Below are 14,898 nucleotides of genomic sequence, written 5' to 3'. Positions count from 1 at the left end.
GGGGAATTAGAGCATGCAACTGAATTCCACAGAAATCAGTGAACTGATCAAACAACGTATTGAGAAGTTCGATGTAGTAAGTGAAGCGCGAAACGAAGGTACGATCGTTTCGGTTTCCGACGGTATTATCCGTATTCATGGCCTTGCTGATGTAATGCAAGGTGAAATGATTGAATTGCCTGGCAACCGCTATGCAATTGCACTGAACCTTGAGCGTGACTCGGTTGGTGCGGTTGTAATGGGTCCTTATGCTGACCTAGCGGAAGGCGTAAAAGTTAAGTCAACCGGCCGTATTCTGGAAGTTCCAGTAGGTCGTGGCCTGTTGGGTCGTGTTGTTAACACCTTGGGTGAGCCAATCGATGGTAAAGGCCCAATCGACAACGACGGCTTCTCTCCTGTTGAAGTGATTGCACCGGGCGTAATTGACCGTCAATCCGTATCTCAGCCGGTAGAGACTGGTATTAAAGCAATTGACTCGATGATCCCAATCGGTCGTGGTCAGCGTGAGCTGATCATTGGTGACCGCCAAACCGGTAAAACGGCGATTGCAATTGATGCCATCATTAACCAGAAAAACTCTGGCATCTTCAGCATCTACGTCGCAATTGGTCAGAAAGCATCGACCATCGCTAACGTGGTACGTAAGCTGGAAGAACACGGCGCTCTGGAAAACACCATTGTTGTGGTTGCATCTGCTTCTGAAGCAGCAGCGCTGCAATACTTGGCCCCATATTCTGGTTGTGCCATGGGTGAATACTTCCGTGACCGCGGTGAAGACTCGCTGATCATCTATGATGATTTGTCGAAGCAGGCTGTTGCCTATCGTCAAATCTCATTGTTGCTCAAGCGTCCACCAGGCCGTGAAGCATTCCCAGGTGACGTATTCTACCTCCACTCGCGTCTGCTAGAGCGTGCTGCTCGTGTTAACGCTGAGTATGTTGAGAAGTTCACCAACGGTGAAGTGAAAGGCAAAACCGGTTCTTTGACTGCGTTGCCAATCATTGAAACCCAAGCGGGTGACGTTTCAGCATTCGTACCAACCAACGTAATTTCGATTACCGACGGTCAGATCTTCTTGGAATCTGACATGTTCAACGCTGGCCTTCGTCCTGCGGTGAACCCAGGTATTTCGGTATCTCGGGTAGGTGGTGCTGCTCAGACTAAAATCATCAAGAAGCTCGGTGGTGGTATTCGTACTGCACTGGCTCAGTATCGCGAAGTACAAGCATTTGCTCAGTTCGCATCGGATCTGGATGACGCGACTCGTCGTCAGTTGGAGCACGGTCAACGTGTTACCGAGCTGATGAAACAGGCTCAATACGCGCCGCTGTCCACTGCTGAAATGGCGGTTACTCTGTATGCTGCAGAGAACAACTACTTGGACAATGTAGAATTGGCCAAAATCAATGATTTTGAAGCCGCTCTGCACTCGTTCGTAGGCAGTGAGTACGCTGAGTTGATGAACACCATCAACGAATCGGGCAACTACAACGACGACATCGCGGCTTCTTTGAAAGAAGCACTCGATAAGTTCGTCGCAACACAAACCTATTAAGAGGTAGGCCGCGAGGCCTGCCTTCAATGTTTGGAGTAGAAGATGTCCGGCGCAAAAGAGATTAAAACGAAGATCGCGAGTGTTAAAAACACTCAGAAGATCACCAGCGCGATGGAAATGGTCGCAGCCAGTAAAATGCGCAAAGCGCAGGAACAAATGGCTGCATCTCGACCATATGCCAAGAATATGCGCAAAGTGATTGGTCATATTGCGCTTGGTAGTTTGGAGTATCGTCATTCCTATTTGGAAGAACGAGAAGCCAAGCGTGTCGGCTACATTATTATTTCTACAGACCGCGGCCTGTGTGGCGGCTTGAACATCAACCTGTTCAAATCTGTGATTACAGATATGAAACAGTGGCAAGACAAAGATGTTGAAGTCGATCTGGCCCTTGTCGGTGCCAAGGCAACCGCATTCTTTGCTCACTTAGGTGGCAATGTTGTTGCGCAAGCATCCGGTCTGGGTGACAGCCCATCGGTACAGGACCTGATTGGTACTGTGAAGGTGATGCTGGAAAAATATGATAATGGTGAAATTGACCGCCTCTACGTGGTGAGCAACAAGTTTGTTAACACCATGAAGCAGGATCCGACCATTGATCAGTTGCTGCCTCTACCTAAGTCAGATGACGACGATTTGAAGCATCGTTGGGATTACATCTACGAGCCAGATGCCAAAGAGCTGCTTGACCAGCTTTTGATTCGTTACACCGAATCGCAGGTATATCAGGGCGTGGTAGAAAACCTAGCATGTGAACAAGCTGCACGTATGGTTGCGATGAAAGCCGCAACTGACAACGCAGGCAACCTGATTGACGATTTAACTCTGGTATACAACAAGGCCCGTCAGGCCGGTATTACCCAAGAGTTGACTGAAATCGTCTCCGGTGCGGCTGCTGTGTAGGTAGGGAATCAAACGAGATTCAGAGGAAATACAATGAGTAACGGTAAAATCGTCCAGATTATCGGCGCGGTAGTGGACGTAGAGTTCCCACAAGAAGCCGTACCACAGGTCTACGATGCGTTGACTGTAGACGACAAAGGTCTGGTACTGGAAGTTCAGCAGCAGCTCGGTGGTGGTGTCGTTCGTACCATTGCCATGGGTGCTTCTGACGGTCTTCGCCGCGGCGAACCAGTAAGTAACACAGGTAAAGGTATTCAGGTTCCTGTTGGTGCTGCGACACTTGGTCGTATCATGAACGTCTTGGGTGAGCCTGTTGACGAATGTGGCCCAATCGGTGAAGAAGAGCGTTACGTAATTCACCGTGAAGCGCCAAGCTATGAAGATCAATCAAGCTCAACTGAGCTGCTCGAAACCGGCATTAAGGTTATTGACCTGGTATGTCCGTTCGCCAAGGGTGGTAAAGTTGGTCTGTTCGGTGGTGCCGGTGTAGGTAAAACCGTAAACATGATGGAGCTGATTAACAACATCGCCCTGCAACACTCGGGTTTGTCAGTGTTCGCTGGTGTAGGTGAGCGTACTCGTGAGGGTAACGACTTCTACCACGAAATGCAGGAAGCTGGCGTTGTTAACGTTGAGAACTTCACCGAATCTAAAGTAGCCATGGTATATGGTCAGATGAACGAGCCACCGGGTAACCGTTTGCGCGTTGCTTTGACCGGTCTGACAATGGCAGAGAAATTCCGTGATGAAGGCCGTGACGTACTGCTGTTCATCGATAACATCTATCGTTACACCCTGGCTGGTACTGAGGTATCTGCACTGTTGGGTCGTATGCCATCGGCGGTAGGTTACCAGCCGACTCTGGCTGAAGAGATGGGTGTTCTTCAGGAGCGTATTACTTCGACTAAAACTGGCTCGATTACGTCGATCCAGGCGGTATACGTACCTGCGGATGACTTGACTGACCCGTCACCAGCAACCACCTTCGCCCACTTGGATGCGACCGTGGTACTGAGCCGTGACATTGCTGCTTTGGGTATTTACCCAGCGATTGACCCACTGGATTCAACTTCTCGTCAGTTGGACCCTCTGGTTATCGGTCAAGAGCACTACGATGTAGCGCGTGAAGTTCAGTCTCAGCTACAACGTTATAAAGAGCTGAAAGACATCATTGCGATCTTGGGTATGGACGAATTGTCTGAAGAAGACAAACTGATCGTTGCCCGTGCTCGTAAAGTTCAGCGTTTCTTGTCTCAGCCATTCTTCGTAGCGGAAGTATTCACCGGTTCTCCTGGTAAGTACGTATCGCTGAAAGATACTATCCATGGCTTTAAAGGCATCTTGGCCGGTGAATATGACCACTTGCCGGAGCAGGCCTTCTACATGGTTGGTAGCATTGACGAAGCGGTTGAGAAAGCGCAAAACGTTTAAGCATCAACGACCATTAGGAGCAAGCTATGGCAATGACGGTACACCTTGATGTGGTAAGCGCTGAAAGCGAAATTTTCAGTGGCCGCGTTGAGAGCCTGCAAGTTGCTGGTAGTGAAGGTGAACTCGGTATTAACGCCGGTCACGCACCACTGCTGACTCAACTCAAGCCTGGCATGGTTCGCATTGTCAAGCAGCACGGCCATGAGGAAGTTTTCTACCTCTCGGGCGGTGTGCTTGAGGTTCAACCTGGTAACGTCACCGTGTTGGCTGACGTTGCGATTCGAGCCACTGACATTGATGCGGCCGAAGCGGCCGAAGCAAAACGTCGCGCAGAGCAGCAAATCGCTGAGCACAGTGCAGACTTCGATTACGCAAAAGCAGCGCAAGAGCTTTCTAAGGCAATTGCCCAGCTACGCGTGGTGGAATACACCAAGCAACGTTTTGGTTAATACCAGTTCAGGTACCAAAAAAGCTCCTTCGGGAGCTTTTTTTTTGCCTGAATTTGCTAGTCGGAGTGTAATCGGCAGCAAGTTACAACGAAGTAGTGACGCTCAAGTCCATCCATGGAACGCTCTACAACAAGCATCCCTGCTTGTTGAAGCACGACTTCGTTGCACCTCGTTACCTCTTTGAAGTTGTGTGGGCTGTTTGATTGCTCTGAACGGTACGGAAGTTAGGTATGAACTTTCGACGAAGACCTTCCGCAGCAGGGAAGCTGCGGCAGAGTCTACAGGGAAGTATTCACGACGTGTCTGAGTTGGAAGTTGATTCCTAGCTTACTGTGCTCGGAGTGTAATCGGCAGCAAGTTACAACGAAGTAGTGACGCTCAAGTCCATCCATGGAACGCTCTGCAACAAGCATCCCTGCTTGTTGAAGCACGACTTCGCTGTAACTCGCTACCTCTTCGAAGCTCTGTGCGCTACCCTACTCGTTTTCTGTTTGTTGCTTTTGCTGCTCTCTGAGCGCTTCCAGTTTGGCGCTGCGTTGCTCTGGGGTCAGCTGCTCAGGAGATAAGTCATTGATGGGCTCAGTGGGCTTGCTCAATTGTTGCTGGCTCGCCTCTTGCTCTGCTGCATAGTCAGGCTCTAGCGTCACCTTTGGCGAGTTGCTGCTAAAGGTAAATAACGCCATGACTAGCACCAAACCGAGCGCCAAGCGCCAGAGCACGCCGAAGTACAAAGTCGGCAGACTGACGTGGCGATTCGGCCACTGCCAATAGCAGTAAGAGCCTATCCAACCGATTATCGCTAACACCATGATGACTGCCACCAAAGTAGCGAAACTGCCAAATATGCCGACCAACCAGTTGCTTGTTTGCCACGTCATTGCTGTCACCTACTTACTGTTGGCCGTTTTCGATACCTGATCAGCAAACACAGCTTGCTGAAGGCCTACGGTGCCAAGGGCCTCGACTGGTACAAATACCTTGTTTTCACTGTCGGCCATCTTATCAAGCACTTCTAGCGAGCGATAAGCCAAGTACTTATCGGTCACTGATTTCGCCAGAATGGCATTCACCTCTTTGGTTGCCTCCGCCTTTTCACGGTCGATAGCGCGCATCATTTTGGCCTGCTCCAACTCTCGCTCAAGCTGGATTTTTTGAATTTCGAACTGAGCTTGCTCACGAGCGATCTGCTCACGGCGCTTTGCCGCAGCCTCTTTTGCTTTGGTAATTACTGCTGGAAACTGAACATCTGCCAAGCCAAAGCGTTTGACGTTCATTGGTGTGCCGCGCAATGCCTGAGTGACCGAGTCAAACAACTCCTGACTAATTCGCTCGCGACTCGAAGCCACTTCATTGATGGTGTACTTGGCCATCACCTGGCGAACCACATCGCGAATAACGGGTTGCGCATAGGTGATGTAAATCATGTTAGAGGCGATGACACCCTTTTGTGGCGGGATTCGGTCGAAAACGTTGTCGATTTTGCTGTCATCTACCGAGATAGTCATCCGTACATCAAATGACATGTTGAGCTGATCTTTTGGCATGAACAGGGCAAATTTTTCAGTTTTGCCACTATCAGAAGCCTCCAACAACACCAGTCTGTCACAATAAGCGAAGCACGAATCAAGGCGAAATTTCGACGGTGTAACAGTCTCAGGTTTATAACCGTTCTTGGTGAGAATTTTGCCGACATAAGCGGGAGGTACTTCGACTTTTTCGCCAAACAGCGAACAGCCAGAGAGCGTTGCCAATAGCAACGCTGCCACCGTTGTCCGTAACAGTTTCATGAGTGATTTCCTTGTCCATTCAATAATTAATACGACGCTTAGGTTAGCAGTTGAATCAAATCTTCGATATGACCCAAGTCCGGTTATAGCCGCAGTAATCGGCATCGATTTGCGCACTAGGTCCGGCTTGACTGCTCATTTTTCAGCTCCCATTTTTGGCGCTTTCATTGAACCTGTTATATTTCGACAAAGGAATTCAGTGGCATGTTGTTGTGCTCGGGCTAGGATAGCTACTGATGTCATCTAAAACTTACTCTGGGGTTCTTGGTTGCGCTGCCCATTCTTAACGTTATTGCTTAATCTATCTCTGGCCTTTTTGTTGGTTGTATTGACCAGCGCTAGCCATGCCAAGATTAACGTTCACCAAATCTACCTTGAAGATGAAGGCAAGGCCGATTACAACTATGCCGTTGTTAAGGATCAGCAAGGTTTCTTGTGGATAGCCAGTGACAATGGCTTAAAGCGCTATGATGGCTACCGCTATACCAACTATGTTAACGAGCCTGAAGATCCGAACAGTGTTGGTGCCAACGCTATTCCAACACTGCTGATGGAGGCCGATGGCACGTTATGGGCCGGTGGTCACAAGCTCAGTAGATACAACCCCAAGCTAGATAATTTCGACGTTTTCTCTGTTTCCGATGGCACCACGATTTGGGCAATATACCGCGATGCCAACGACATTCTTTGGGTTGGCGGCGAAGGCTTTGGGCTCCGGGGCTTTGATCTAAAGACCGAACAACTGACCTACCAATATTTCACCGACCCAAATGAGCGATTCATCAATGCCATTGTTGAACACCGTTACAGCGATTCAGTGTGGATAGCGTCAAGCAATGGCTTGTATCTTTTCAATACCAATGACCACAGCGCTCGCAAGTTTAATATCCCAGCCGATTTAGATGCCGGCATTGATACCATTCGAGCGGTGGTCGAAGACCAAAATGGTTTTGTTTGGGTCGGTACCCAAGACGGCATCGTGGTGCTGGACCCAAAAACCGAGCAAATTCGTCGCTACACCGCCAAGCAAGACCAACAGGGTGCGTTAAAGAGCAATACCATCTGGAGCATATTTGAAGATTCTCGCGGCCAGATTTGGATTGGCACTGACAAACAAGGCGTTCACCGCTACCTGCCCGAGACCGATAGCTTTTTGCATGTGCCTGCCGATCCAAATGATGAATTTTCTTTTCCGCCAGGTGCGGTGTCAGATATTTATGAAGATGAAACCGGCTCGATTTGGTTTAGCGTCTCTGACTTTGGCATTTATCGAATTAGCGAACATCTAGAGAAGTTCATTGCCTTGCGTAACAATTCCAGTTCGACTGACTCGCTGGGCTTTGACAACGTTCTCGACTTGCATGAAGACAAGCATGGCGCCATCTGGATTGCCACCGATGGTGGCGGCCTTGACCGTTACTCACCGGACACCGGTCAATTCAAACACTACCGCTTTGATGATAATGACGACACCAGCTTGAGCAGCGACTCGGTGATTGCCATTGGCGAAGATCAGCAAGGTCATTTGTGGTTTGGCACTTGGGCGGGCTTAACCGATTCGATCCAGCAACCGAAAGCTTCTCTCATATCAAACGGCAAGTGAATCATGTTGAAGGCGAAGGGTTAGAGAACAACAACATCTTTCGTATTGAGTTTATGCCCAACGGCCACATGATGCTGAGCCTGTGGCGCAAAGGCTTGCAGATTTATGATCCTGATAATCAGACATTTAAATCCTATTTCCCCGGCGGTATCGGCAAAGAATCAGGCATCACTAACTACTCCATCAATGACTTTGAGCCAGCCGGTGATGGCCGTTATTGGATTGGTGGCCACAGCGGTTTGGAGCTGTTTGACCCACAAACAGAGACATTTCAACGGGTGGATCTGCCCTACTTCGAAGGAATTTTTGACCTTCATCTGGATGATAAAGGCCAACTATGGGTTGCCAGCTCTGCAGGCCTAATCCGTTATCTGCCTGAACAAGATACGCACACGGTGTATATGGATAGCGATGGCTTGGCTGATAACTTTGTCGCTTCCATCGAAGAGGATGAATTGGGCTACCTCTGGCTTGGCACCCGCAATGGCCTCAACCGCTTTAATCCGCGCAATGAGACCTTCACTACCTATGATGTCCGAGATGGCTTGGCCGGCTCCCAGTTAAACCGTTATAGCCACCTGCAGACCAGAGCTGGACTGATGTATTTTGGTGGCTCCGATGGCCTGACCATCTTCGATCCAAAGCAACTGCCGACTAATACCACTCAGCCTTATATTGTGCTGACTCGGCTGGAGTTGGCGCAGCAAGTCGCTACACCCCGCAACTCAGAGTATTTGAACGCCGATATTAATCAGCTCGATAGCTTGGTGTTGCCATATCATCAGCGCGACGTGGCATTTGAATTTGCCGCGCTCAATTTCATTTCGCCGCAAAAAAACTTGTATCGCTATCGGCTAACCGGCTTGGAATCCAATTGGAATCATGTCGATTCCGGTCGTCGTTTTGTTCGTTACACCAACCTAAACCCCGGCAATTACGTCTTTGAAGTTTATGGCAGTAACAATGATGACCTGTGGAGCCAGCAACCCAAGCGGTTACAGCTAACCGTATTGCCGGCGTGGTGGCAGACTTGGTGGGCGCGGTTACTGCAATTGGTGGCTGGGGCGCTGACCATCTACGCCATTGTTTATTGGAAAGTGCGGCAAAATAAGCAGCGTCAGGCTGAACTGCAAGAGCTGGTGCGCAACAAGACTGTTGAGCTTGCCGGTGCTAACGAATCGGTTCGACAACTCAATGCTGAGCTTGAGCAACGTGTGATCCAACGAACGCAGGAACTGTCGGTGGAAGTTGAAGAGCGGCGCTCGGCAGAAGCCAAATTATTCCATATGGCATTTCATGATCCGCTGACCGGCCTGCCAAATCGGCCATGGTTGTTGCAACAGCTCGAACATGCCATTGATCATGCCCAGCGAAGTGATTCGGCCTACGGTTTACTGTTCCTCGATGGCGACCGCTTTAAAAAGGTCAATGACACCCATGGCCACCTGTTGGGAGACAGCTTGTTGCTCGATGCCGCCAACCGGCTTAAAGCTCTGCTGCCTGAGGAATGCACGGCGGTGCGTTTGGGTGGTGATGAATTTACCGTACTGGTTCGCGAAGTAGAGTCAGAGCAGCAACTGATCGATATTGCCGAGCTGATTGTCCGCAAGTTTGAGCAGCCGTTTCTCATTGATCAACTGCAAGTGTTCTTCCGAGTGAGCGTCGGTATGGTCCACTGTAAGCGCCAGTATGCCAAGCCCGAAGAAGTGCTGCGCGATGCCGACATTGCCATGTACAAGGCCAAAGAAAAGGGGCGTGGCACCTATCAGGTCTTTGATGGTCACATGCGTGAGCAAGAGGTGGCCATGGCGGCATTGGAAGTCGACTTGTACCAAGCGTTGGAGCTTGGCCAGTTCAAGGCTGCCTATCAGCCGATTGTCTGCCTCGAAAGCCAACGCTTGGTTAGTTTTGAGTTACTCATGCGCTGGCAACACCCAACATTAGGCATGGTGCCGCCGGACAAGTTTATTCCGCTGGCTGAAGAGACCGGACAAATATTCGATATGGGCCTGTGGGTGTTTGAACAAGCCTGCCAGCAGTTGCAACAGTGGCGAGAGTTGGTTGACGAACATCGTTTGCCAACCATTGCTGTCAACTTGTCAGCGGTACAACTGAATCAGCCCAATTTAATCGACAAGCTCGATGTCATTCTGGCGCGAACCGGCACCAAAGGCCGTCATTTGAAGCTAGAGATCACCGAAACTGCGCTGATGGAAAACACCCAAGCGGTCAATGAGATCCTCGGCTCATTGCGCGAACGCCACATTGAGTTGGCGATTGATGATTTTGGTACCGGCTACTCGTCATTGTCTTATCTTGATCAACTGCCGGTGCAGGTACTCAAAATTGACCGCAGCTTCGTCAATTCATTGATTGACCGCGGTGAAGAGCACGAGGGTACTCAGGAAATCGTCAAAGCCACCATTTCATTAGCCCATAGCTTGAAGGTCAAGGTGGTGGCAGAAGGGATTGAGACTGAAGATCAGTGGCGCACCTTGCATGGCTACCACTGTGATTTTGGTCAGGGTTACCTGTTTGCTAAACCGATGTGGCCCGATCAGGCAACCGAATATTTGCTCGACAATTTAGACCGTCATCAGCCGCAAGTGCAGCAACTCCGGCCTTAATGGTGGTGATGGTGGTCGCCTGCCTTGGAGCTATGTTTGATGGCTTGGCGGAGTTTTGCTTCAGAAAACACCAAGGCCGACTTGTGCTCTGCTAACACCACATCAACGGTGTTGATTTGGTGATCAAAGTTGCCCATCAACAAGCCATTGTGAATGTCGCTTGCCAATAGCTCGGCAATATCACCGTGGTATTCCTGATACACCCAAGCGTAATGGTCATCAATTTCCATTCCAACCCAGGTGAGTTCAATTGGCTGGTCATGGCGGTCAAGTACGGCAAAGTAGCGCTGCCAATATTGCTCGGTCCACTGCTGGTGGGCTGCCGATTCAGACAGTTCAAGCCGCTGATTTTGCTCTGCCGCAAGCACTGCGCCTAAGTCATTAGCAAACACTCGGTGAATAATTTCCACCGAGCCGGTTTCAGCATTTAACGTCATGGTGGTGCGAATGGCGTGATAGGTATGAGCCATGGCAGCGCCACAGCTCATTACCAATAGCACCAACAGCGAAGCGATTACTGCTTTAGACATCGTTGTTGGCTGCTGCATTAATTGCCTTCTTTGCTGTCTTTGTCGTCGGTCTTGAGCTCAGCCTGTGCCTCTTTCATCAGATTCTTGCGAGGTTTCGACTTATACAGCTCCAAACGTGATGGCATGATCTGGCGCGGGTAATAGTTGTTGCTAAGATCAACATCGGCTGTTTGCCAGTACGGATCTAAAGTCACGCTCGCCAGCTGCTTATCACGCCACAATAACTTCGAGGTCTTCTTCGGGTTAAGGCGCCAAATCTCCGCTGGGATATGTACCAGCTCTGAGCTGCCATCTTGATAGTCAAGTTGCAGGATTAGCGGCATGACCAAGCCACCGATGTTGGAGAAATCGATGACGTAGGCAAAACCATGGTCATTGCGAAGATCTTGTTCCCAATCTTCGAACTTCTCTTTCGCTGAGCTGTAGTTGTTCTTATCGGTGTTGGTAACCGTGAACTCATCATTTTCGTTGTAGAAATCTTTAAGCTCAGGGAACTGCTCTACGCGGCGCGCCATACCTTCATTGCGGATCACTGTAATAGACGTTGGCTCGGCTTGTTTCTGGGCCCGTTTGAATGGCTGCTCAACCTCAGGGATCTTGGTATCAGGCGACATCACGCGCACACTATCAATACTGATATCAACATGATCGGTACTGTAGAACCAACCGCGCCAGAACCAATCCAAATCAACTGCTGAAGCGTCTTCAATGGTACGGAAGAAGTCTGCTGGCATGGGTCGCTTAAACTTCCAGCGTTTGCCGTACTCACGGAATGCATGGTCAAACAATTCACGACCAACAATGGTTTCACGGAGGATATTCAGCGCCGTTGCTGGTTTGCCGTAGGCGTTGTTACCAAACTGCAGAATGCTCTCGGAGTTGGTCATGATTGGCACCTGATTAGGCGATGCCATGTAATCGACAATGTTACGAGGCTCACCACGACGGCTTGGATAATTTTCTTCCCATGCTTGTTCGGCGACGAACTGCAGATAGGTGTTCAAGCCTTCGTCCATCCAGGTCCATTGACGTTCATCGGAGTTCACTATCATTGGGAAGTAGATGTGCCCAATTTCGTGAATGATCACCGAAATTAACCCGTACTTAGTGCGTCGCGAATAGGTCCGCTTGCTGCGATCGTCTTCGTCAATTTCTGGTCGCGGGCCGTTGAAGGTGATCATTGGGTATTCCATACCGCCCACTGGGCCATTGACCGAAATGGCCACCGGATAGGGGTAGTCAAAGGAATACTTGTTGTACTGCTCAATGGTGTGAACGATGGACTGAGTTGAATAAGTTGGCCATAGTGGCAAACCTTCTTCCGGGTAGTAAGACATCGCCAGTACGTCTTGCTCGCCGCTTTTCACGGTCATCGCATCCCACAGGAACTTACGAGATGATGCCCAAGCAAAGTCGCGAACATTCTCTGCTTTGAACACCCAAGTCTTGCGCTCTTTGCTGCGAGACTTTTCATTCGCCAATGCTTCTTGCTCAGTGACAATCATGACCGGCGTTTTTGCCCCTTTGGCATCAGCCAAACGTTGCTTTTGGGTTTGGCTCAGCACTTGGTCTGGATTTTCCAAGGTGCCGGTGGATGCGACAATGTGATCGGCCGGCGCGTTGATCTCAACGGTGTAGTCACCAAACTCTAAGGCAAATTCACCACGCCCTAAAAACTGCTTGTTCTGCCAGCCGTTGACGTCATCGTAAACCGCCATCCGTGGGAACCACTGGGCAATTTCGTAGAGGTAGTTGTCGTCGCGCTCGAAATACTCATAGCCACCGCGGCCGCCGTGCTTCTTAGCTTCAACAATGTTATGTGACCAGCTGATTTGAACCTGGGTTTGCGCCCCAGGCGCCAGCGCTGTTGGCAAATCAATCCGCATCATGGTTTTGTTGATAATGTGCGGCAGTTCTGTGCCGCTGCCATCGGCCACCTGAGTGATTTTGTAACCACCATCAAATACTTGCCGTGCGACGCGGCCACGGAAGTCTTTCAGCGACAGTTTATCGCCCACCTCGGTGCGCGGTTTGACTTCATAGCGAGTCACACCCGGCATACTGAGGTTGTAGTCTGAATCTGGTTTAAAGCGGTTTTGATCCAGCTGAACCCACAAGTAACTGAGGGTATCTGGGCTGTTGTTGGTGTAGGTGATCAGCTCATGGGCTTGCAAGCGCTGATTGTCATCGTCGAGTTTTACCTTAATGTGGTAATCGACCTGTTGTTGCCAGTATTCATGGCCTGGCGCACCTGAACCGGTACGGTAACTGTTAGGAGTAGGGAGAATTTCTTCCAGCTGACGGAATTTATCTTCCGGCTGATTTTTCGGCCATTCTTTGGCCTCAACAGAGTGAGCTACCAGCAACACAAGCGAGCTGGCGAGCGCTACGCATAATTTATTCACGAACGGATTTCCTGACAATTTTGGGGTAGTTATTCGGCGATTTTCAGAATCGCGCTCTCATTTTGTATACAATTTACGGATCAGCATCTTACAGTCTTGCTACATTTATGTCAGCTTGCAGTACGAATGCCAGCCGCCAATGGCCCAATATGCTATCGACCAATCTGCCGCTAGAATCAAGGGTAAGCGTGATAAAAGCGCAGTCGATAGCAAACAGCCTGTTACAAAAAATATAACGACGGCGCCGAAGTGGATACAAGATGACAGACGCACAGCACAAACACACACTTCATACTTCATTTAACATGTTGGCCGATAGCGTGATCGTGATTGGCACCAACAGCATCATCCAAATTGCCAATCAGGCCGCCGACAAAATGTTTGGCTATGGCATTGGCGAGCTGATTGGCCTTGATGTCAAAACCCTGATGCCCAAATCCATTGCCGATCATCACGACACCATGATGCAAAGTCATGGCAGCACCATTAATAATGTCGGTCAGAGCCGCCAGGTGTTGGCTAAGCGCCGTGATGGCTCGTTGTTTCCCATTGAAATCGCTATTGCTAAGCAAACCATTGCTGGCGCACCCGCTTATGTTGGGGTGGTTCGGGATATGTCGTTGCGGGTACAGGCTGAAACAACGGCCCGCGAGCGGCTTCATATGCTCACCATGGCCGAGCAAATGGCTGGCATTGGCTATTGGAGTGTTGACCTGCTCAGCAATCAACTGTCTTGGTCCGATCAGGTTTACCGTATTCATGGCGTTGACCCTAGTCTTTACCAACCCAATATTGCCGACGCGATTAACTTCTATCACCCAGACGATCGCGACAAAGTGAACGAGTTCATGGCCCAAGCCATTGCCCAAAAAAGTAGCTTTGAATTTGAATTGCGATTGCTCAACAAAAGCAGTCAAGTTCGTTACGTGCGCAGTAAAGGCGACGTCGAAGTGAATTCTGAAGGCGATGTGGTGGCGTTGTTTGGCGTATTCCAAGACGTCACCGAATACAAAATGATTCAGCAACAGCTGGAGCATCGCAATCGCACCCTAATGCAAACCACCATTCAGCTCGAGCATCAAGCCAATACCGACAATCTTACTGGTATTGCCAACCGGCGGGCGTTCTTTGCCGAAATGGAACAATTGCTGGATTCATTAAAAATGCTCGATGGCGGCTTAGGCCTGCTGATGATCGACATTGACCACTTTAAACAGATTAATGACACCCATGGCCATGACACCGGCGATAAGGTATTGATGGAAGTTGCCGACATGCTCAAACTCAACACCCGTGGTTTGGATATGGTGGCGCGCTTGGGTGGCGAAGAATTTGTCGTGGCACTACCGAATTCGAAAATTCACCATATTGCGCCCATTGCTGAGCGCTATCGGCAGAATATTGAAACGGGGATCTCTGAGCAGTTACCGAACGTCACCATTAGCATCGGCTCGACATTTGTCAGTGCTAACCAGCTCAACTCAATGGCTGCGCTACCAGCCAAAGAGCGTATTGAAACGGTACTCAAACAAGCTGACTTGGCGCTCTACAAAGCTAAGAGCGCTGGTCGAAATCAAGTTCAATATGAAGAATTGATGCTCTAACCAG

General features: G+C 49.8%; 11 protein-coding genes. 7 read left to right on the top strand and 4 right to left on the bottom strand.

Annotation, left to right across the window (positions count from 1 at the left end):
- Positions 1-13: 13 nt before the first annotated feature.
- The 4 genes from atpA to CBE68_RS01730 are packed head-to-tail and all read left to right on the top strand — an operon-like array spanning position 14 to position 4,338.
- Positions 14-1,555: a F0F1 ATP synthase subunit alpha gene (gene atpA, locus CBE68_RS01745; RefSeq protein WP_087504338.1), complete on the top strand. Its 1,542-nt coding sequence runs from the start codon at positions 14-16 to the stop codon at positions 1,553-1,555.
- Between the two features lie 42 nt (positions 1,556-1,597).
- The gene (gene atpG / locus CBE68_RS01740; RefSeq protein ID WP_087504337.1) at positions 1,598-2,458 is read left to right on the top strand and encodes a F0F1 ATP synthase subunit gamma; all 861 of its coding nucleotides are present in this window, start codon (positions 1,598-1,600) and stop codon (positions 2,456-2,458) included.
- Positions 2,459-2,491: 33 nt separating this feature from the next.
- Positions 2,492-3,889, top strand: a complete 1,398-nt coding sequence (gene atpD, locus CBE68_RS01735; protein ID WP_087504336.1) for a F0F1 ATP synthase subunit beta — start codon at positions 2,492-2,494, stop codon at positions 3,887-3,889.
- Between the two features lie 26 nt (positions 3,890-3,915).
- Positions 3,916-4,338 (top strand): F0F1 ATP synthase subunit epsilon, encoded by a 423-nt coding sequence (locus CBE68_RS01730; RefSeq protein ID WP_087504335.1) that lies wholly within the window; start codon positions 3,916-3,918, stop codon positions 4,336-4,338.
- A gap of 476 nt (positions 4,339-4,814) precedes the next feature.
- On the opposite strand, the gene CBE68_RS01725 is transcribed toward CBE68_RS01730, so the two are convergent.
- Together CBE68_RS01725 and CBE68_RS01720 are read right to left on the bottom strand one after the other, a co-directional pair.
- Entirely contained in the window at positions 4,815-5,216 is a 402-nt protein-coding gene (locus CBE68_RS01725) for a hypothetical protein (protein ID WP_143824456.1), read from the bottom strand.
- Positions 5,217-5,225: 9 nt separating this feature from the next.
- Entirely contained in the window at positions 5,226-6,125 is a 900-nt protein-coding gene (locus CBE68_RS01720; RefSeq protein WP_087504333.1) for an SPFH domain-containing protein, read from the bottom strand.
- A gap of 268 nt (positions 6,126-6,393) precedes the next feature.
- Here CBE68_RS01720 and CBE68_RS01715 point away from each other — a divergent pair, with 268 nt between their 5' ends.
- Positions 6,394-7,728, top strand: a complete 1,335-nt coding sequence (locus CBE68_RS01715) for a ligand-binding sensor domain-containing protein (protein WP_087504332.1) — start codon at positions 6,394-6,396, stop codon at positions 7,726-7,728.
- A complete protein-coding gene (locus CBE68_RS01710) occupies positions 7,653-10,355 on the top strand; it encodes an EAL domain-containing protein (protein WP_143824455.1) in 2,703 nt (900 codons plus the stop codon). Before CBE68_RS01715 ends, CBE68_RS01710 begins: the two co-directional genes overlap by 76 nt.
- Here CBE68_RS01710 and CBE68_RS01705 read toward each other — a convergent pair.
- Together CBE68_RS01705 and CBE68_RS01700 are read right to left on the bottom strand one after the other, a co-directional pair.
- Positions 10,352-10,885, bottom strand: a complete 534-nt coding sequence (locus tag CBE68_RS01705; protein WP_143824454.1) for a DUF6702 family protein — start codon at positions 10,883-10,885, stop codon at positions 10,352-10,354. The genes CBE68_RS01710 and CBE68_RS01705 overlap by 4 nt on opposite strands.
- A gap of 17 nt (positions 10,886-10,902) precedes the next feature.
- Positions 10,903-13,290: a M1 family metallopeptidase gene (locus CBE68_RS01700; protein WP_229744603.1), complete on the bottom strand. Its 2,388-nt coding sequence runs from the start codon at positions 13,288-13,290 to the stop codon at positions 10,903-10,905.
- A 260-nt stretch (positions 13,291-13,550) separates the two neighbouring features.
- On the opposite strand from CBE68_RS01700, the gene CBE68_RS01695 reads away from it, so the two are divergent.
- Positions 13,551-14,894, top strand: a complete 1,344-nt coding sequence (locus CBE68_RS01695) for a sensor domain-containing diguanylate cyclase (protein ID WP_087504329.1) — start codon at positions 13,551-13,553, stop codon at positions 14,892-14,894.
- The last annotated feature ends 4 nt before the right edge of the window (positions 14,895-14,898 follow it).

The sequence above is a fragment of the Neiella marina genome, assembly GCF_002165625.1.
Taxonomy (GTDB): domain Bacteria; phylum Pseudomonadota; class Gammaproteobacteria; order Enterobacterales; family Neiellaceae; genus Neiella; species Neiella marina.
Note: the sequence above shows the minus strand (reverse complement) of the source record. Positions and strands in the feature narration are given on the sequence as shown.

What these genes read in the sequence shown, in the direction of transcription:
- atpA (WP_087504338.1), top strand. Translation starts at nt 14, where the DNA reads ATGCAACTGAATTCCACAGAAATCAGTGAACTGATCAAACAACGTATT.
- atpG (WP_087504337.1), top strand. Translation starts at nt 1,598, where the DNA reads ATGTCCGGCGCAAAAGAGATTAAAACGAAGATCGCGAGTGTTAAAAAC.
- atpD (WP_087504336.1), top strand. Translation starts at nt 2,492, where the DNA reads ATGAGTAACGGTAAAATCGTCCAGATTATCGGCGCGGTAGTGGACGTA.
- CBE68_RS01730 (WP_087504335.1), top strand. Translation starts at nt 3,916, where the DNA reads ATGGCAATGACGGTACACCTTGATGTGGTAAGCGCTGAAAGCGAAATT.
- CBE68_RS01725 (WP_143824456.1), bottom strand. Translation starts at nt 5,216, where the DNA reads ATGACGTGGCAAACAAGCAACTGGTTGGTCGGCATATTTGGCAGTTTC.
- CBE68_RS01720 (WP_087504333.1), bottom strand. Translation starts at nt 6,125, where the DNA reads ATGAAACTGTTACGGACAACGGTGGCAGCGTTGCTATTGGCAACGCTC.
- CBE68_RS01705 (WP_143824454.1), bottom strand. Translation starts at nt 10,885, where the DNA reads ATGTCTAAAGCAGTAATCGCTTCGCTGTTGGTGCTATTGGTAATGAGC.
- CBE68_RS01695 (WP_087504329.1), top strand. Translation starts at nt 13,551, where the DNA reads ATGACAGACGCACAGCACAAACACACACTTCATACTTCATTTAACATG.